The sequence below is a fragment of the Chryseobacterium sp. SN22 genome (assembly GCF_008329705.1).
In the GTDB taxonomy this organism is placed as follows: Bacteria; Bacteroidota; Bacteroidia; order Flavobacteriales; family Weeksellaceae; genus Chryseobacterium.
Genome location: NZ_VTSX01000002.1, coordinates 220,104 through 235,800 on the forward strand (window position 1 = coordinate 220,104; position 15,697 = coordinate 235,800).

13 protein-coding genes are annotated in these 15,697 nt (G+C 41.6%); 11 read left to right on the forward strand and 2 right to left on the reverse strand.

The genetic code is table 11. The annotated features are described in order from the left end of the window. Positions 1-75 precede the first annotated feature (75 nt). The 10 genes from FY557_RS02125 to recA all read left to right on the forward strand — a co-directional run bounded on the left by FY557_RS02125 (position 76) and on the right by recA (position 9,843). On the forward strand, positions 76-1,335 hold the full coding sequence (locus FY557_RS02125; RefSeq protein ID WP_149245635.1) for a putative DNA modification/repair radical SAM protein: 1,260 nt from the start codon (positions 76-78) through the stop codon (positions 1,333-1,335). Between the two features lie 175 nt (positions 1,336-1,510). After that, positions 1,511-2,269 (forward strand): TIGR03915 family putative DNA repair protein, encoded by a 759-nt coding sequence (locus FY557_RS02130; RefSeq protein ID WP_149245636.1) that lies wholly within the window; start codon positions 1,511-1,513, stop codon positions 2,267-2,269. A 186-nt stretch (positions 2,270-2,455) separates the two neighbouring features. Beyond that, the gene (pfkA, locus tag FY557_RS02135; protein ID WP_149245637.1) at positions 2,456-3,442 is read left to right on the forward strand and encodes a 6-phosphofructokinase; all 987 of its coding nucleotides are present in this window, start codon (positions 2,456-2,458) and stop codon (positions 3,440-3,442) included. Positions 3,443-3,471: 29 nt separating this feature from the next. Further along, entirely contained in the window at positions 3,472-4,476 is a 1,005-nt protein-coding gene (gene gap / locus FY557_RS02140; RefSeq protein ID WP_149245638.1) for a type I glyceraldehyde-3-phosphate dehydrogenase, read from the forward strand. Positions 4,477-4,653: 177 nt separating this feature from the next. Then, positions 4,654-4,824, forward strand: a complete 171-nt coding sequence (locus FY557_RS20000; RefSeq protein ID WP_185151630.1) for a hypothetical protein — start codon at positions 4,654-4,656, stop codon at positions 4,822-4,824. 129 nt (positions 4,825-4,953) lie between these two features. After that, positions 4,954-5,247 carry a hypothetical protein gene (locus tag FY557_RS02145; protein WP_149245639.1) on the forward strand — a complete coding sequence of 98 codons (294 nt, stop codon included), beginning with the start codon at positions 4,954-4,956 and terminating at the stop codon, positions 5,245-5,247. Continuing rightward, positions 5,237-5,749, forward strand: coding sequence for a hypothetical protein (locus FY557_RS02150; RefSeq protein ID WP_149245640.1), 513 nt, complete (start codon positions 5,237-5,239; stop codon positions 5,747-5,749). Before FY557_RS02145 ends, FY557_RS02150 begins: the two co-directional genes overlap by 11 nt. A gap of 326 nt (positions 5,750-6,075) precedes the next feature. Then, positions 6,076-6,849: a helix-turn-helix transcriptional regulator gene (locus FY557_RS02155; protein ID WP_149245641.1), complete on the forward strand. Its 774-nt coding sequence runs from the start codon at positions 6,076-6,078 to the stop codon at positions 6,847-6,849. Between the two features lie 240 nt (positions 6,850-7,089). Next, positions 7,090-8,286, forward strand: coding sequence for an oxygenase MpaB family protein (locus tag FY557_RS02160; RefSeq protein ID WP_149245642.1), 1,197 nt, complete (start codon positions 7,090-7,092; stop codon positions 8,284-8,286). A gap of 549 nt (positions 8,287-8,835) precedes the next feature. Next, the gene (gene recA, locus FY557_RS02165; protein WP_146940905.1) at positions 8,836-9,843 is read left to right on the forward strand and encodes a recombinase RecA; all 1,008 of its coding nucleotides are present in this window, start codon (positions 8,836-8,838) and stop codon (positions 9,841-9,843) included. Between the two features lie 70 nt (positions 9,844-9,913). On the opposite strand, the gene FY557_RS02170 is transcribed toward recA, so the two are convergent. Then, entirely contained in the window at positions 9,914-12,805 is a 2,892-nt protein-coding gene (locus FY557_RS02170) for an alpha/beta hydrolase family protein (protein WP_149245643.1), read from the reverse strand. 140 nt (positions 12,806-12,945) lie between these two features. Here FY557_RS02170 and htpG point away from each other — a divergent pair, with 140 nt between their 5' ends. Beyond that, positions 12,946-14,835: a molecular chaperone HtpG gene (gene htpG / locus FY557_RS02175; protein WP_149245644.1), complete on the forward strand. Its 1,890-nt coding sequence runs from the start codon at positions 12,946-12,948 to the stop codon at positions 14,833-14,835. A gap of 382 nt (positions 14,836-15,217) precedes the next feature. On the opposite strand, the gene FY557_RS02180 is transcribed toward htpG, so the two are convergent. Then, positions 15,218-15,514 (reverse strand): MGMT family protein, encoded by a 297-nt coding sequence (locus FY557_RS02180; protein WP_149245645.1) that lies wholly within the window; start codon positions 15,512-15,514, stop codon positions 15,218-15,220. Positions 15,515-15,697 lie beyond the last annotated feature (183 nt).

Genomic DNA, 15,697 nt, shown 5'->3' on the forward strand with positions numbered 1-15,697 from the left:
GATTGATTTTTATCAATTTTGGAACTATCTTTGGGAAGTAAATAAGATCTAAAATAATTATTTTCAATACGATATATGAATTTTGACCGCCTGAAAGAAAAGCTTGAAATACTGGCCGATGCCGCCAAGTATGATGTGTCGTGCTCATCCAGCGGAGGATCACGGAAAAATAAAAAAGGCGCTTTGGGAGACAGCTCCGCAAGCGGAATCTGCCACACATATACCGAAGACGGGCGATGCGTTTCCCTTCTTAAAATTCTTCTCACCAACCACTGCATTTACGACTGTGCTTACTGCGTTTCCCGAAGCTCGAATGATATTAAAAGAGCCGCTTTCACCGTAGAGGAAGTCGTAGACTTAACCATCAATTTTTACCGCAGAAACTATATTGAAGGCTTGTTTTTAAGCTCAGGGATTTTTAAAAACGCGGACACCACCATGGAACGTCTGGTGCGCGTAGCCAGAAAGCTGCGTCTGGAAGAAAATTTCAACGGGTACATCCATTTGAAATCGATTCCCGGGGCGAGCGATGAACTGATGCAGGAAGCCGCTTTGTACGCCGACCGGTTGTCCATCAATCTTGAAATCCCTACGGAAAGCGGATTGAAACTGCTGGCTCCTGAAAAAAACCGGCAGGATATGCTGAATCCGATGAAATACATCCAGAACGGAATTGCCCAGTATAAAGACGAAAAGAAACTTTTCAGGAAAACGCCTAAGTTTGCGCCAGCCGGCCAGTCTACTCAGATGATCGTGGGCGCTACGAATGAAAACGACTTGCAGATCATTAAAGTGGCCGATCATTTCTATAAAAATTTCAACCTGAAAAGGGTATATTACTCCGGCTATGTTCCGGTATTGGAAGACAAGCGGCTGCCCTCCTTAACGACGGAAGTTCCCATGCTTCGCGAGAACCGTCTGTACCAGTCGGATTGGCTGATGCGGTTTTACGGTTTCAAGGCTGAAGAAATCCTGGATCCGAATATGCCGTTTCTCGATCTGGAAGTAGATCCAAAGCTGAGCTGGGCTTTGCGGCACCTTGAGCAGTTCCCGGTGAATTTACAGACCGCAGATTATCAGATGATCCTTAGAATTCCCGGAATCGGCGTAAAAACGGCAAAGAAAATTGTAAGTGCAAGGCGTTTTCAGGTCTTGAATATCGACCATCTTAAAAAACTTGGGGCTGCCGTCAACCGGGCTAAGTATTTCATTGATTTTAATGCAGGCAATGCATTCCTGAAATATTTAACCGATAATAACTTAAAGAAACTGCTGATCGGCGGAAGTTCTTCCAAGTTTCACAACCAGTTTTCCCAGCAGCTGACTTTGTTTTAATAAATTTAATTTAGCAATTAATACCTTAATTTGTCATTCCGCAGGAATCCAGGCTTACAATCTTTTCATTAGTTTTCTGATACTATGTTAAGATCTTATGGAAATCGAAGATTCTACCTAGTCAATGACAATTAGAACATTTAAAAAATCATTTTTCGAATTGTTACATTCATCTATGACCACCCTACTCTACGACGGCAGTTTTGACGGACTTTTAACAGCAATATTCGAAGTTTTCGAGTATAAATACAAAGACGTGGAAATGGCAAGCCGGGAAAGGTTTCATCAGGAAAATATCTTTGCAGAGATCCACGAGGTCATTACGCAGACCGAAAAATCGGAAAGGGTATTACATAAGCTGGAATCGAGTCTCGGAAAACAGGGAATTAATGAGTTGTTGAAAGTGTATCTTTCGGAAGATCCGGAAATGGAACAGCTGATTTTATCGGCCATCAGGCAATCCATAAAGCATCCGGACGAAAATATCCTTCAGAATTATGCCGATGATGCTATTTTAAAAATTTCCAAAATCTGCAAATCGGTAAACCGGGAAAGGCACCGGATGACAGCTTTTGTCCGTTTTGAAAAAATGCAGGACGGCGTTTTCTTTGCTAAGGTTGATCCTGATTTCAATGTACTTCCGCTGATCCGGAAACATTTTAAGGACCGCTACCAGGATCAGAAATGGATGATCTATGACCTGCGGAGACATTACGGGATTCTGTACGACCTGGAAACCTGCGATTTTTTTTATCCTGATGAAAGAATAGACCTCAACCAGTACCATCAGAAGTTCCATGATGAAGAAAAGAGATACCAGGCCCTTTGGCAGCGGTATTTTACAAAAACCAATATTGTGGAAAGGAAAAACCTGAAACTGCATATCCAGCATGTACCGAGGAGATACTGGAAATACTTAACGGAAAAATGGTAAGGTTTCTATTTATTCCTGAATATTGAAAATTTTATACCTGTTCTGTTAATACCACAAAAGCCTGCAGTATTTTTTTAAAATCACAAATTTTAGAAGTTTTTAATTCTTTATATTCAAATCTCTTATTAAGTTACTGCCATTATCTGAACTTGTTTTTGTAAATTTGTGTTCGAAATTTTTTACCAGATGAAAGAAAGTGCTGTAAAAAAAATTGCAGTTTTAACCTCAGGAGGTGATTCTCCGGGGATGAATGCAGCGTTAAGGGCGGTCGTAAGAACCGCAAATTATTACAACATAGAATGTTACGGAGTAAGAGAAGGCTATAACGGTCTGATTAACAATGATTTCCTTAAAATGGGACCTCGTTCCGTAAAAAATATAATCAACCAGGGCGGAACTATTCTGAAATCTGCCAGATCCCAGGAATTTAGAACGCCGGAAGGCCGCCAGAAAGCCTACGACAATTGCGTAAAACACGGCATTGAAGGATTGGTATGCATCGGCGGAGACGGAACATTTACCGGGGCGAAAATCTTTAACGAGGAATTCGGGATCCGGGTGATCGGCATTCCGGGTACTATTGATAACGATATTTTCGGGACCGACAATACCATCGGCTATGATACTGCGCTTAATACAGCGATGGATGCCATTGACAAAATCCGTGATACAGCCACTTCCCACAACCGCGTTTTCTTTGTAGAAGTGATGGGCCGTGATGCCGGCTTTATTGCACTGAACAGCGGACTGGCTACGGGTGCCCTCGATATTCTGATTCCTGAAACCAAAGACAGCATCGATGAGCTTTTCAACAATTTCAGAAATGCGGAGAAGACCGGTAAAGCATCGAGTATCGTTGTAGTAGCAGAAGGCGAAAAGTTAGCCAATGTTTATGAACTGGCTGAAAAAACCAAGCAGGAATTCCCGGATTATGACATTCGTGTGGCAGTCCTGGGACATATGCAGCGGGGCGGTTCCCCAAGCTGTGCCGACAGGGTTTTAGCAAGCCGGCTGGGCTATGGTGCGGTAACCGGACTGATGGATGGACAGACCAACGTCATGGCGGGGATGCGTTCCAATGAACTGGTCTACACACCGATTGAGGAAGCCATCAAAAAGCACAATGAAATCAATCAGGATCTCTTATTGATTTCGGAAATTTTAGCAATCTAATATTTTTATATAATTTAAAACAAACTATTATGTCAACAATTAAAGTAGGTATCAACGGGTTTGGTAGAATCGGACGTCTTGTTTTCAGAGCAATGACTGAAAGAGATAACATCGAAGTAGTAGGTATCAATGACCTGATCAATGCAGAATACATGGCTTATATGCTTAAATACGATTCTGTACACGGTGTTTTCCCGGGTGAAGTTTCCGTAGAAGGAAATGACCTTGTGGTAAACGGAAAAAAAATCAGGGTAACCGCTGAGAAAGATCCGAACAACCTGAAGTGGAACGAAATCGGAGCTGACTATATCGTTGAATCTACAGGTTTATTCTTAGATAAAGACAATGCTGCAAAGCACATCAATGCAGGGGCTAAGAAAGTAATCCTTTCCGCACCTTCTAAAGATGATACGCCGATGTTCGTAATGGGGGTAAACCACAATGAACTTACAGACGATATCAAAATCTTATCAAACGCTTCTTGTACAACTAACTGTTTAGCGCCTTTGGCTAAAGTAATCCATGATAACTTCGGGATCGTAGAAGGTCTGATGACGACAGTACACGCTACCACTGCAACCCAGAAAACGGTTGACGGTCCTTCAATGAAAGACTGGAGAGGAGGCAGAGCTGCCCTGAACAACATTATCCCTTCTTCTACCGGTGCTGCAAAAGCAGTAGGTAAAGTAATCCCTTCCCTGAACGGAAAACTGACAGGGATGTCTTTCAGAGTACCGACTGTTGACGTTTCCGTAGTGGATTTAACGGTAAGAATTGAAAAATCAGCTTCTTACGAAGAAATCTGTGCCGTAATCAAAGCGGCTTCCGAAGGTGAATTGAAAGGTATTTTAGGATATACGGAAGATGCAGTGGTTTCTCAGGACTTCGTAGGAGATAAGAGAACTTCGATCTTTGATAAAGATGCAGGAATCATGCTTTCCCCGAACTTCGTAAAACTTGTTTCTTGGTATGACAACGAGATGGGTTATTCCAACAAGTTAGTGGATATGCTTGTACATGCTGCTTCTTTGTAATTGATAATAAGTAATCAGCAATAAATAACAGGACCTTCCTTCGGGAAGGTCTTTTTATTTCTTTTACAAAGGAAACAGATTAATAAAAATTTAACTTTTTTATCAACTAAAATTATTTATATTCGTCCCGACTAAATACATAACCTGAACACTAACAATTTAAATATAGTTTCAACCATGAAGAAAACAATCAGTATTTTTCTTTTTTTACTGGCTCTTATAGGCTGCCAGAATGATATTCTTCAAGAAAAAGATGAATCATTGTCGTCACAAAACAATCTTTTATCTGCAAAAGCTTCAAATGAAAACAACAAACCGGATGTCCACACCCAGATTGTACTGGAATAGTAACCGAATTCTATGTAAGTAACTCTTATTACAGCAGTAGCATTATAAGAAGCAATGCAGGCTTATCGCGACAGCATATGAGTAATGTAAAACGGCATATTGGAAGGATTCAGTATAATCGACAGACCGATGAATGCAACCAGAACTGATGAATGGAGCTGGCTTTCTCATGGATTGATTGTTGACATTTTAGACACCGGAAGGAATAACGGCACAGCTGATCAGTCTGTCCATAGAAATGTTTTAAATACTGTTCTTGACGAGGTAAGTATACAGAGTGGAAGTATTTATAATCTAGGCCCGGTATTCAGCAGGCTTACATCATCAGTAAATAGTGCAGCCGACTTAAAGAATCCTTTAATGTCTGCCTATCCTGCACAATCATCTAAAATTAGCACCCTTTTCCAAAATTATGGATACTAAATATTTTAAAATCTTCTTTGCAGTACTGATTTTATCAATACTGCAAAGTTGTCCGGATATAGGCGACGAAGTCTGTGATGGCACAGAAGGTTCCGCAACTATTCCCGATCTCATTACAATAACCCCGCTAAAACAGGTATACAATCAAGGGGAAGAAATTAGTTATAGATTACTCATTCCTTCGGAAAACAATTATTTCGGCAATCCGATAAATCTACATCAAAAAACTGGTGTCACCCAAGCATGGCTTATTGGAAACTCTGCATTATTTAATCAGAATAGTGTTACATATATTAAAGGTAGTAAAAGGGATGGAGCTGATAATTGGTTCAACCTAGTATATAACGCTTCGAATGGATTATATGAACTTGAAATTAAAGTAAAACTGAATACGGTAGGAAACTACTCTTTTATTACAGCTGAAAGAATAGACTTTTTAGGATCAGACAAATGTAACAGGTACTTTATTTACACCAATGTCAAAGGTAAATACAGAAAATAAAATAGAATTTAAAGTACAATAAAGCGGCATTCGCAGGAAACAGTAAGCTTCAAATAACGAATCCTCTACATTTTGTAGAGGATTCCTAGTTTATCCTTTTCAAACAGCTAACAGAAAATTCTAAACTTTTTCGACATACAGTTCTATGCCTATATAAAAGTTGTATTTCATAACGGATGAACCAGTTCAGAATGAGATATAATTCAGAGTGAGCTTTCATGGTTATTGACGTACACAAATTTTAGCATTTTATCTCTACAAAAAAATCGCCCTTTTATGGTATTTTTTAAGAAAATCTTAACTATATTTCGTTATGATAATTTTTTATGGATAATCCTGAGAAAAAGCATGCTTTAAGTGATATTTGGAATTCTTATTCGGAGAACAGAAAAGAAAACCGGCATATTGCCAATATTCCTCCTATTGAACGGATCATCGGGGAAATGTTCGCCGTCGGTGAATTTTACTATTATGTACTGAATCTTACAAACAGTACCATCTCCAACCACCACCCTAACCTTTTAAAGCTTCACGGATTAAAGGATTATCCTGAAAACTTAAAGGATATCATTGATCTCACCCATCCTGATGACATCCCGTTTATCATGAAAGCGGAAGAACAGGTAGTACACAAAATCATTGAGATTGGCAGGGAAAGCCAGCTCTATCTGAAATCCAGCTATTGTTTCAGGATGAAAACTGCCAGCGGAGATTACGAGCTGTTCCATCATCAGGCAATCCTTACAATGGAAGATGAAGACAAAAATCTCATTCAATCCGTTAACATCCATACCAACATTCAACATATCACCAAAAAGAATCCCCATACGGTCCTGATCACGGGCATCGGCCCACGGAATGATTTCCATCAGATAAAGATTGAAGATCCTGTAAAGCCTGCTTCCGAAATCAGTTTAACCAAAAGGGAAAATGAAATCCTGGCATTGATCGCCAAAGGATATTCAGGGCCGGAAATCTCAAAAATGCTCATTATTTCGGAACACACTGTACGCACCCACCGCAAGAATATTTTAGCCAAAACCAATTCCAGGAACAGCAAGGAACTGTTGAGAAAAGCTTTTGAATGCGGGCTGATCTAGGGAGGTAATGGTGAATCTGCTTCGCAGTGAATCGTGAATTTAATTAAAATTCTGTTTTTTACAAACAATAACCGTCACAGAAATATTTCAGCCAAAAACACAGACTGACTTTAAAGGTTAATAGTGAATTTGCTCCGCAGTGAATGGTAAATTGATGTCTTTCTGTTTGTTATTGTTAAAAATTGACAATTCCCTATTCACCATTTGTCGTTGCGGCGTAAAACTTGTAAATTTATTCCAATGGAAAGCAATATTTTACAGCCGCGTTTTAAGGATTCGGTACATTTCAAAAATTTCTGGACCACAGGGAATGGAAAAATGCTGCTGGATTTTTCAGGAGCAGAGGTGAGCTTTGATCATTTTGAACAGTTTTCTCCTTACTTCTACCATGTGGATGAAGTTGGGGATCAGGTTGTAAAAGATATTTATTTCAAAAAGAATTTTCATGAAGCGTCAAAAGAAATGGAAGGCTATATCCGCAGCGGCGTTTCCGACCGGGACGATGTGCCCGAAAGTATAAAGCAGCTTTTCAGTCAGACCCAGAGCATTCCCGGCTGGCTGGATTACGAGCTTATTAAAAAAGGCGCTGAACTCTGTATGAGAAGCAATCTCGATGCACTGATTTCCCTCCGGGATTACTGCCTGATGGGAGGTTATGACTATGCTTACCTCAACAAGCCGCTTATTGCGACCGAGGCCCTCAAAAAAGGCGCGGTGAAACGTCTTTCCGAAACCCTGGATTTCTGGGTAAATGTAACCCGATATGATGCACTGGAGATTCACCGGAAAGGATACGAATTTGCCATTAAAACCCGGCTTATCCATTCGTACGCCAGGCTTTCCATTAAAAAACACTATAAAGACTGGGATACCGAAAACTGGGGTGAGCCGATCAACTCATGGGATATGATGGCCACTTACATCGGCTTCAGCCTGGTTTTCATGCACAGCCTGCATAAATTGGGTGCCAACATTTCCGGAGAAGAGGAAAAAGGCATGTTTCATCTTTGGAAATATGTTGGCTATCTGCTTGGCATTCCTGAACATCTTTTACCTAATAATAAACAGGAGGCAACCCAATACTTTTACCTGTGGACTTCCAATCAGCCTCCTGCGGACGATGATTCTGTTTTGCTGGCCCATTCCCTTCTCAACGAATCCCTGATTAACCCTGCATTAAAATACCAGTTCCAGAGAAAAAACCTCCGCTATCTTCACATTTGTTGCACATGGTTTTTGCTCGACGATGAAGTCTGCAAAAGACTACAGATTCCTGAAGTAGCTAACCGAAAAGCATTTCCGCTGGTAAAACGGACTATTACAAAGATATATGAAAGAGCCGTAAGTCGGGAAGTGAGAATCAGGAAAGGAAACCAGTCGCAGATGAAGGTGCTGAGTGATTACCATCACATTATGCAGGATTCCAATTTTCATTGATTGCAGTCTCTAAATTCTTATTATAATCTATTCATCAGATTTCTATTTTACATTTATAACTTATTATTTAAATCGGACCCTGAAAATTTCTTATTGATCTAATCAATCAGTTATACCAAACCCTGCTTTTATCGCAGTATAAGAGAGATTAGGAAGATCAGACACAGCGTTCCGATCAACAGTTTCTCAATACAATTTTTTCAAAATCTACCCGAAGTGGCGTTCATCAGAACTATGTATAAGGCCTCTTACAGAAATGACAACATTTGCCATTAAATTTCGGCAATCGCAACCAATAAAAGTGTACCCATACCTTCGTTATCATTTACCCGTCAATGCCCTAGCCGGGATTGCAGCGGAAATCCTTTTTTGAAGAAAAAGATTGCAGCGGAAAGCGCGAAAAAGCTCCTTAAAAAAGCAATCCGGAATACCGTTGAGAGATCACAGAATTTTATATTTTTTTTAACTATAAAAACAGGTCCGCGTGGTAGATATTATTAGTTTTTAATGTTAAATTTTCGTATTTTTGATTAATTATTTAAACAACAGATGAGTAATATAGACGACAAGAAAAAAGCACTGGCTTTGGTGCTGGACAAACTAGATAAAACATACGGAAAAGGAACGGTAATGACATTGGGTGACAGTGTTATCGACACGAACATCGAAGTGATCCCTTCAGGATCCTTAGGATTAGATATCGCTCTTGGAGTGGGTGGCTATCCGAGAGGACGGATTATTGAGATCTACGGGCCTGAATCTTCCGGTAAAACGACTTTAACGCTTCATGCTATTGCCGAAGCTCAAAAAGCCGGCGGAATCGCAGCATTTATCGATGCGGAACATGCGTTTGACAGAGGGTACGCCGGAAAACTGGGCATCGACCTTGAAAACCTGATCATTTCACAGCCGGACAACGGAGAACAGGCACTGGAAATTGCCGATAACCTAATCCGTTCGGGAGCGATCGATATCGTGGTCATTGACTCCGTAGCGGCCCTTACGCCAAAAGCGGAAATCGAAGGGGAAATGGGAGATTCCAAAATGGGTCTTCATGCTAGATTGATGTCACAGGCATTGAGAAAGCTTACCGCTACGATCAACAGAACCAAGTGTACGGTCATCTTCATCAACCAGCTGAGAGAGAAAATCGGTGTGATGTTCGGGAACCCGGAAACGACTACCGGTGGTAATGCTTTGAAATTCTATGCTTCGGTAAGGGTAGACATCAGAAAGGCAAGTGCACCTATTAAAAATGGTGATGAGGCAATCGGAAGCCGTGTGAAGGTGAAAATCGTGAAAAATAAAGTAGCACCACCTTTTAAAATGGCTGAATTCGACATTATGTACGGAGAAGGGGTTTCCAAAACGGGAGAAATCCTGGATCAGGCCGTAGAACAGGGGATCGTAAAGAAAAGCGGTTCATGGTTCAGCTATGAGGAAACGAAGCTCGGACAGGGCCGTGACGCTGTAAAAGACGTATTAAAAGACAATCCTGAGCTTGCAGAAGAACTGGAAAATAAAATCAAAGAAGAAATTGCGAATAAAAAACAGTAATTTCTGAGAGGTATTAAATAAAAACCCGGCGGAGCTTTTGCTCCGCCGGGTTTGTTTTATACATTATTCACTAGGGTTTTTCGTCGGTTAGTTCAAACCCCCAGTCTTTTCCTTTTTGGGTTGCCGGAACCCCTTTGGTCATCCAAACCGGAGCTTTTGCACCCTTTAGATAATAATCGAAGAACTGCTGTTCGCGGATCTGGATATCTTTCCGGTTCTGGCGCTTGATCAGGTTATGGTCGTCGCCGTTATAATTCAGGAGCCAGGCCGGCTTTCCTAGACGGCGTAAAGCGGTAAACATTTCAATACCCTGGTACCACGGCACAGCGCCATCCTTATCATTGCTCATGATAACCACCGGCGTTTTCACCTGGTCCATGGCAAACAACGGTGAATTTTTAATATAAAGGTCCGGTGCTTCCCAAAGGGTTTTTCCCAAACGGCTCTGTGATTTTTCGTACTGGAATTGCCGGTTCATTCCGGAAGACCAGCGGATCCCGCCATAAGCAGACGTCATATTGACTACCGGGGCCCCCGTCCATGCTGCTGCATACTTATCCGTATGGGCGATCAGATATGCAACCTGGTAACCGCCCCAGCTCTGTCCCTGGATTCCTATTTTCGTCCCGTCTACCCACGGATTCTGCTTTAGCTGCTCTACCCCGGAATTAATGTATTCCATCGCAGATTCTCCCGGCTGGCCGTCGGTATATGAAATATCCGGAGTAAACACCAGGTAGCCGTTGCTTACGAAATACGAGATGTTCAATCTGGAAGGCGTCGGGGCAGGGGCCACGTAACGGTTCAGGTTGTCCGAAAGTTTTTCATAGAAATAGACGATCATCGGGTATTTTTTAGCGGGATCGAAATTTTCGGGTTTGTAGAGAAGGCCTGCAGAAGTGTTTCCTTTGGGAGTCGTCCAGTGAACCAGTTCACCCGTTCCCCAATTGTAAAGGGCCTGCTGCGGATTGGTACTGCTCAGTTTCTGCTGTACCGAAAAATCAGAGGCAGCAAAAATATCAGGTGACTGGGTGTAAGACTCTTTTACCAGAATATATTCATCCGCATTTTTGGCTTTCTGAAGGCTGCGGTAGCCCCAGACCTCTTCCATTTTCACTTTTACAGGATCAGAATTCGACCGGATTGAAGTTTTAAAAATACCGTTGGCTTTCGTGGTGTTGTCAAATGCCGATAAATAGACCGGAGATTTACGGTTCAGGCTTTTGATGTCTTTGTCTAAATCGTAGGTTTCAAACGTGATTTTATTTTTACGGCCGAAACCATTGGTCATATTCCTGGGCTTCTTTGAACCGTTGAGGAAAAACTCCCAAAGGTCGTAGCGGTCCCGGATAATCACCGATTCATCATTCTCCGTCCAGGATGCAATCCCATAAGCCACGGGAAAGTCGGGCATATCAAATTCTTCGTCTACGAATGAAACGGATAACCCTGTCGTCAGCGGTGTAGTCTTTTTTGTTTCCACATTGTAGCTCAGCCACTGCCCTTTTTCGCGGTCGAAAATAACAATGAATTTTCCAAGAGGGGACGGTGCTGCCGAACCGTTCAGGTTTCTTACAATCTCCGTCCGCTCTCCTGTTTTGTTATCAATAATATAATAGGTCTTTTTGGTTCCGCCTTCCCATTGCGAAGCGATCCGGTTGTTTAAGCTGCTGCTTCCCAATACGAATTCTGCGTTTCCTTCATTCACCAGCCGCAAGGTATCCAGATCTTCTCCGTCGATGTTGACGAAGAAATCCGGTTTTTCTGTCTGCATAACGGCCGCATAGGATTTTTTAAGATCGTTTTTCAGTTCTTTCAGCTGCACCGTCTGCAGGTAATCGTCTTTGTAATTCCAGATATCCACCACGGCGTGGTCGTTGGCGATCAGGGCCGTATCTTTGGCCACCGGTTCCGGGGCAACCCCAAAATACAGCTGTTTCCCGTTCTTGCTGAATACGGGTAAACGGTTTTCGGAAATCACCCAATTCTTTTTCATCCGGGAATGCTCATTGGTTAGCGCTTCCTGCTTTTTCTGTTTAACATTAAAATAATACAGCTGATATTGTTTTACCAGGTCATTCTGTGCAGAAGCCGTTCCTACAAATGCCAGCTGGCCTCCTGCTTCATCAAAAGCCAATTGGGAGAAATCGCCTTCCATTTCCGAGATTTTGCTCACGGCTCCCGTTTCAAGGTCAACGATCTGTACGGCTTCCAAAGGATACTTCTTCGGTTTGGACTTACCAGTGCTCTTTTTATCTGCCGGGTTCACGTTGGCAGAATCTTTTTTCTCTTCTTTATTTTTACTGATTTTCTCTTCCTGCTTTTTGGTAACGAAAACCAGCTGCTTTCCGTTTTTGCTGAATTCATAACGGACCACATCATTGTAAGTGATGGTTTTTCCGTCCGCCAGGTTTCGTACCGCCAGCTGTAACGGCTTGCTGCTTTTATCATCTTCATTTTTATCATCGCCTTCCTTTTCAGCATCATCCGAAGATTTATCTTTCAGGTTTTCCAGCAGATAAGCAATATGGGAACCTGCTTTTTCCGGAATTTTATATCCTTTGACATTCGGAATCTTTTCCGTTTTGCCGCCTGCAAAATCAACAATCGCCAAAGTATCTTTCGTGAGCTTATTCTGCTTGAGCTTTTTATCTTTTACGGCTTTGATGTCTTTGTAAAACGGGCGGATCTGGAAAACGGCAAACCTCGAATCGGCCGTAAATTCGGGCCGTACGCCTCTCGGGAACTTTTTAGCATTCCTGTTCTTAACCGAATAAAAAAAGAGATTGGCGTCTCCTTCCTGAACGTCCACGGAATAAGCAATCCATTTTCCGTCGTTTGATATTTTTCTCGCCCCGATGTTCTGCCAACCGTCATATACGGAATGATCCAGCGGCTTTTTCTGCCCGTACATGAAACACGTCATGACGAACAGCATAAAAACTGAATATTTCAAATTCATTATGATATAAAATTTTAAAGATTAAAAATAAGTTATTTCCCTGACAAATTCATATTATGTTAAAAAATGTCAAAATGTCAGTTTATTTTAAACGGTCCTTTTTTTGTGAAACCAAAGGAAATTAAAAAACAAAAATTATTATGACTAAAGGAAATATTAATGTATCGGTGGAAAATATTTTTCCGCTAATTAAAAAATTTCTTTACAGCGACCACGAAATCTTTTTAAGAGAATTAATTTCCAATGCCACGGATGCCACTTTAAAATTAAAGCACTTAACCAGCATCGGCGAAGCCAAAGTTGAATACGGAAGTCCTAAGATCGAAGTGAAAATCGATAAAGAAAATAAGACACTTACGATTATCGACCAGGGAATCGGGATGACTGGGGAAGAGGTTGAAAAATACATCAACCAGGTTGCTTTTTCAGGAGCTGAGGAGTTTTTGGAGAAATACAAGGATACGGCAAAAGATTCAGGGATTATCGGACATTTCGGGCTTGGGTTCTACTCCGCCTTTATGGTGGCTGAGAAAGTGGAAATCGTAACGAAATCCTATAAAGACGAGCCGGCGGTACGGTGGATCTGCGACGGAAGCCCGGAGTTTACTTTGGAAGAAACCGCAAACAAGTCTGAAAGAGGAACTGAAATTATCCTCTACATCGCAGAAGATTCTACCGAATTCCTTGAAGAAAGCAAAATCCGTGAGTTGCTGCTGAAATACAACAAGTTTATGCCGGTACCGATTAAATTCGGAACCAAAACGCATACGTTGCCTTTACCGGAAGATGCCCCTGAGGATGCGGTAGCTGAAACGGAAGAGGTAGACAACATCATCAACAACCCTACTCCGGCCTGGACGATTGCACCAAGCGAGCTTACAAATGAGGATTACATGAAGTTCTATCACGAGCTTTATCCGATGCAGTTTGAAGAGCCTCTGTTCAACATCCATTTGAATGTTGATTATCCGTTCAATTTAACCGGGGTTTTATTCTTCCCGAAACTGAGCAACAATTTAAATATTGAAAAAGACAAAATCCAGCTGTACCAGAACCAGGTTTTCGTAACGGATGAAGTGAAAGGCATCGTTCCGGATTTCCTGATGCTGCTTCGCGGAGTCATTGATTCTCCGGATATCCCGTTGAATGTTTCCCGTTCTTATCTGCAGGCTGACGGTGCCGTGAAGAAAATTTCATCGTACATCACAAAAAAGGTAGCCGATAAAATGGCTTCCCTGATCAATGAAAACCGTGAAGATTACGAAAAGAAATGGAATGATATTAAAGTCGTGATCGAATACGGAATCGTAACGGAGGAAAAATTTGCTGAAAAAGCCGATAAGTTTACGTTATATCCGACGACCGACGGGAAATATTTCCTTTGGAATGAACTGGAAGAGAAGATCAAGCCGAACCAGACGGATAAAGACGGGAAACTGGTTGTTCTTTATGCTTCCAATGCCGATGAACAGCATTCTTATATCCAGGCTGCGAAAGACAAAGGCTATGAAGTTCTTCTGATGGATTCGCCGATTATCCCTCACGTAATCCAGAAACTGGAAACATCAAAAGACAACATCTCTTTTGCCAGAGTGGATGCCGATCATATCAACAACCTGATTAAAAAGGACGAGCCGGTGATTTCCAAATTGAATGAAACTGAAAAAGAATCCCTGAAGAAAAATGTGGAAGAATCTATCGGTGACGGTAAGTTCACGGTTCAGCTTGAAGACCTGGAGAGCAGCGACGCGCCGTTCACCATTACCCAGCCTGAGTTCATGAGAAGAATGAAAGACATGCAGGCAACCGGCGGCGGAATGTTCGGCATGGGCGGTTTCCCGGAAATGTATAACCTGGTGGTAAACTCCAACAGCGATTTTGCAGGGCAGATCCTGAAAACGGAAGATGCCGAAGAAAAAACAGGCCTTATCAAGCATGCACTGGATCTTGCCAAGCTTTCCCAGAACTTACTGAAAGGAAAAGAGCTTACCGACTTCATCCAGAGAAGTTATAAGCAATTGGAAAAATAAATTACCCCTATTTATAGAAATCCCGGCGGAGCTTTGCTCTGCCGGGATTTCTATATTTCTATTTATCTAAAATCTTTTCAACAGATGAAGTATTCTTCCGGAATGATCCATCATGGCTTAGATGCTTCCCGGAACATTCGAAAAAATCTTTGGAAAGGGAAGCTTTCGAATAACTCTCAAAACCTTTCTCATAAAGGGATTCGGCTTATAGAAATTATCATCTATTTATGATTTAAAAAAGCAGACGGTCAGCAAGAAAAGTGCGGAAAACAGAAGTTTTTTTCACAGCGTATCATTTATATCCAAAACTGAGGCGTCAGGGTATTCCTGCTGAAAAACAGGCCCGGCCATAATTTTTATATGCTGAACTGTAAATAACTCCTTACAATTCTTCCAACGGATTCCAGAACAGGGTTTTAAAATTTTTAATCTTTCCGTTTTCCACCACAATTCCCTCTGCCTCCAGTCTTTTCTGAAATTCCGGAATGGAAAGCGTACCGGAGCTCGAGATTACCCGGTGTGCCGGAACATCTTCCGGACACCCGCCCATGGCTTTTCCGACGTGGCGCGAATGATTCGGAAAACCGACGGCTTTGGCAATCGTACCATAACTGGTCACCCGGCCTTTGGGAATGAGTCTGGTGATTTCCCAGACCTGCTGTTTGAAAATTTCGTTCATCGCTGATTATTGTATTCAAATATAAAAAATTGGAGTTGATTTTTTGTCTAAAAACAGCTTAAAAGTCTTACGCTGATTTTTGCAGATTTCGCAGATGATTGGGATTAGGATTAGCTTAATATAAATCTTTCCAGGCATTTCTGTAATATTATATTTGGATCATCTGTGGGTATAACAAATAAT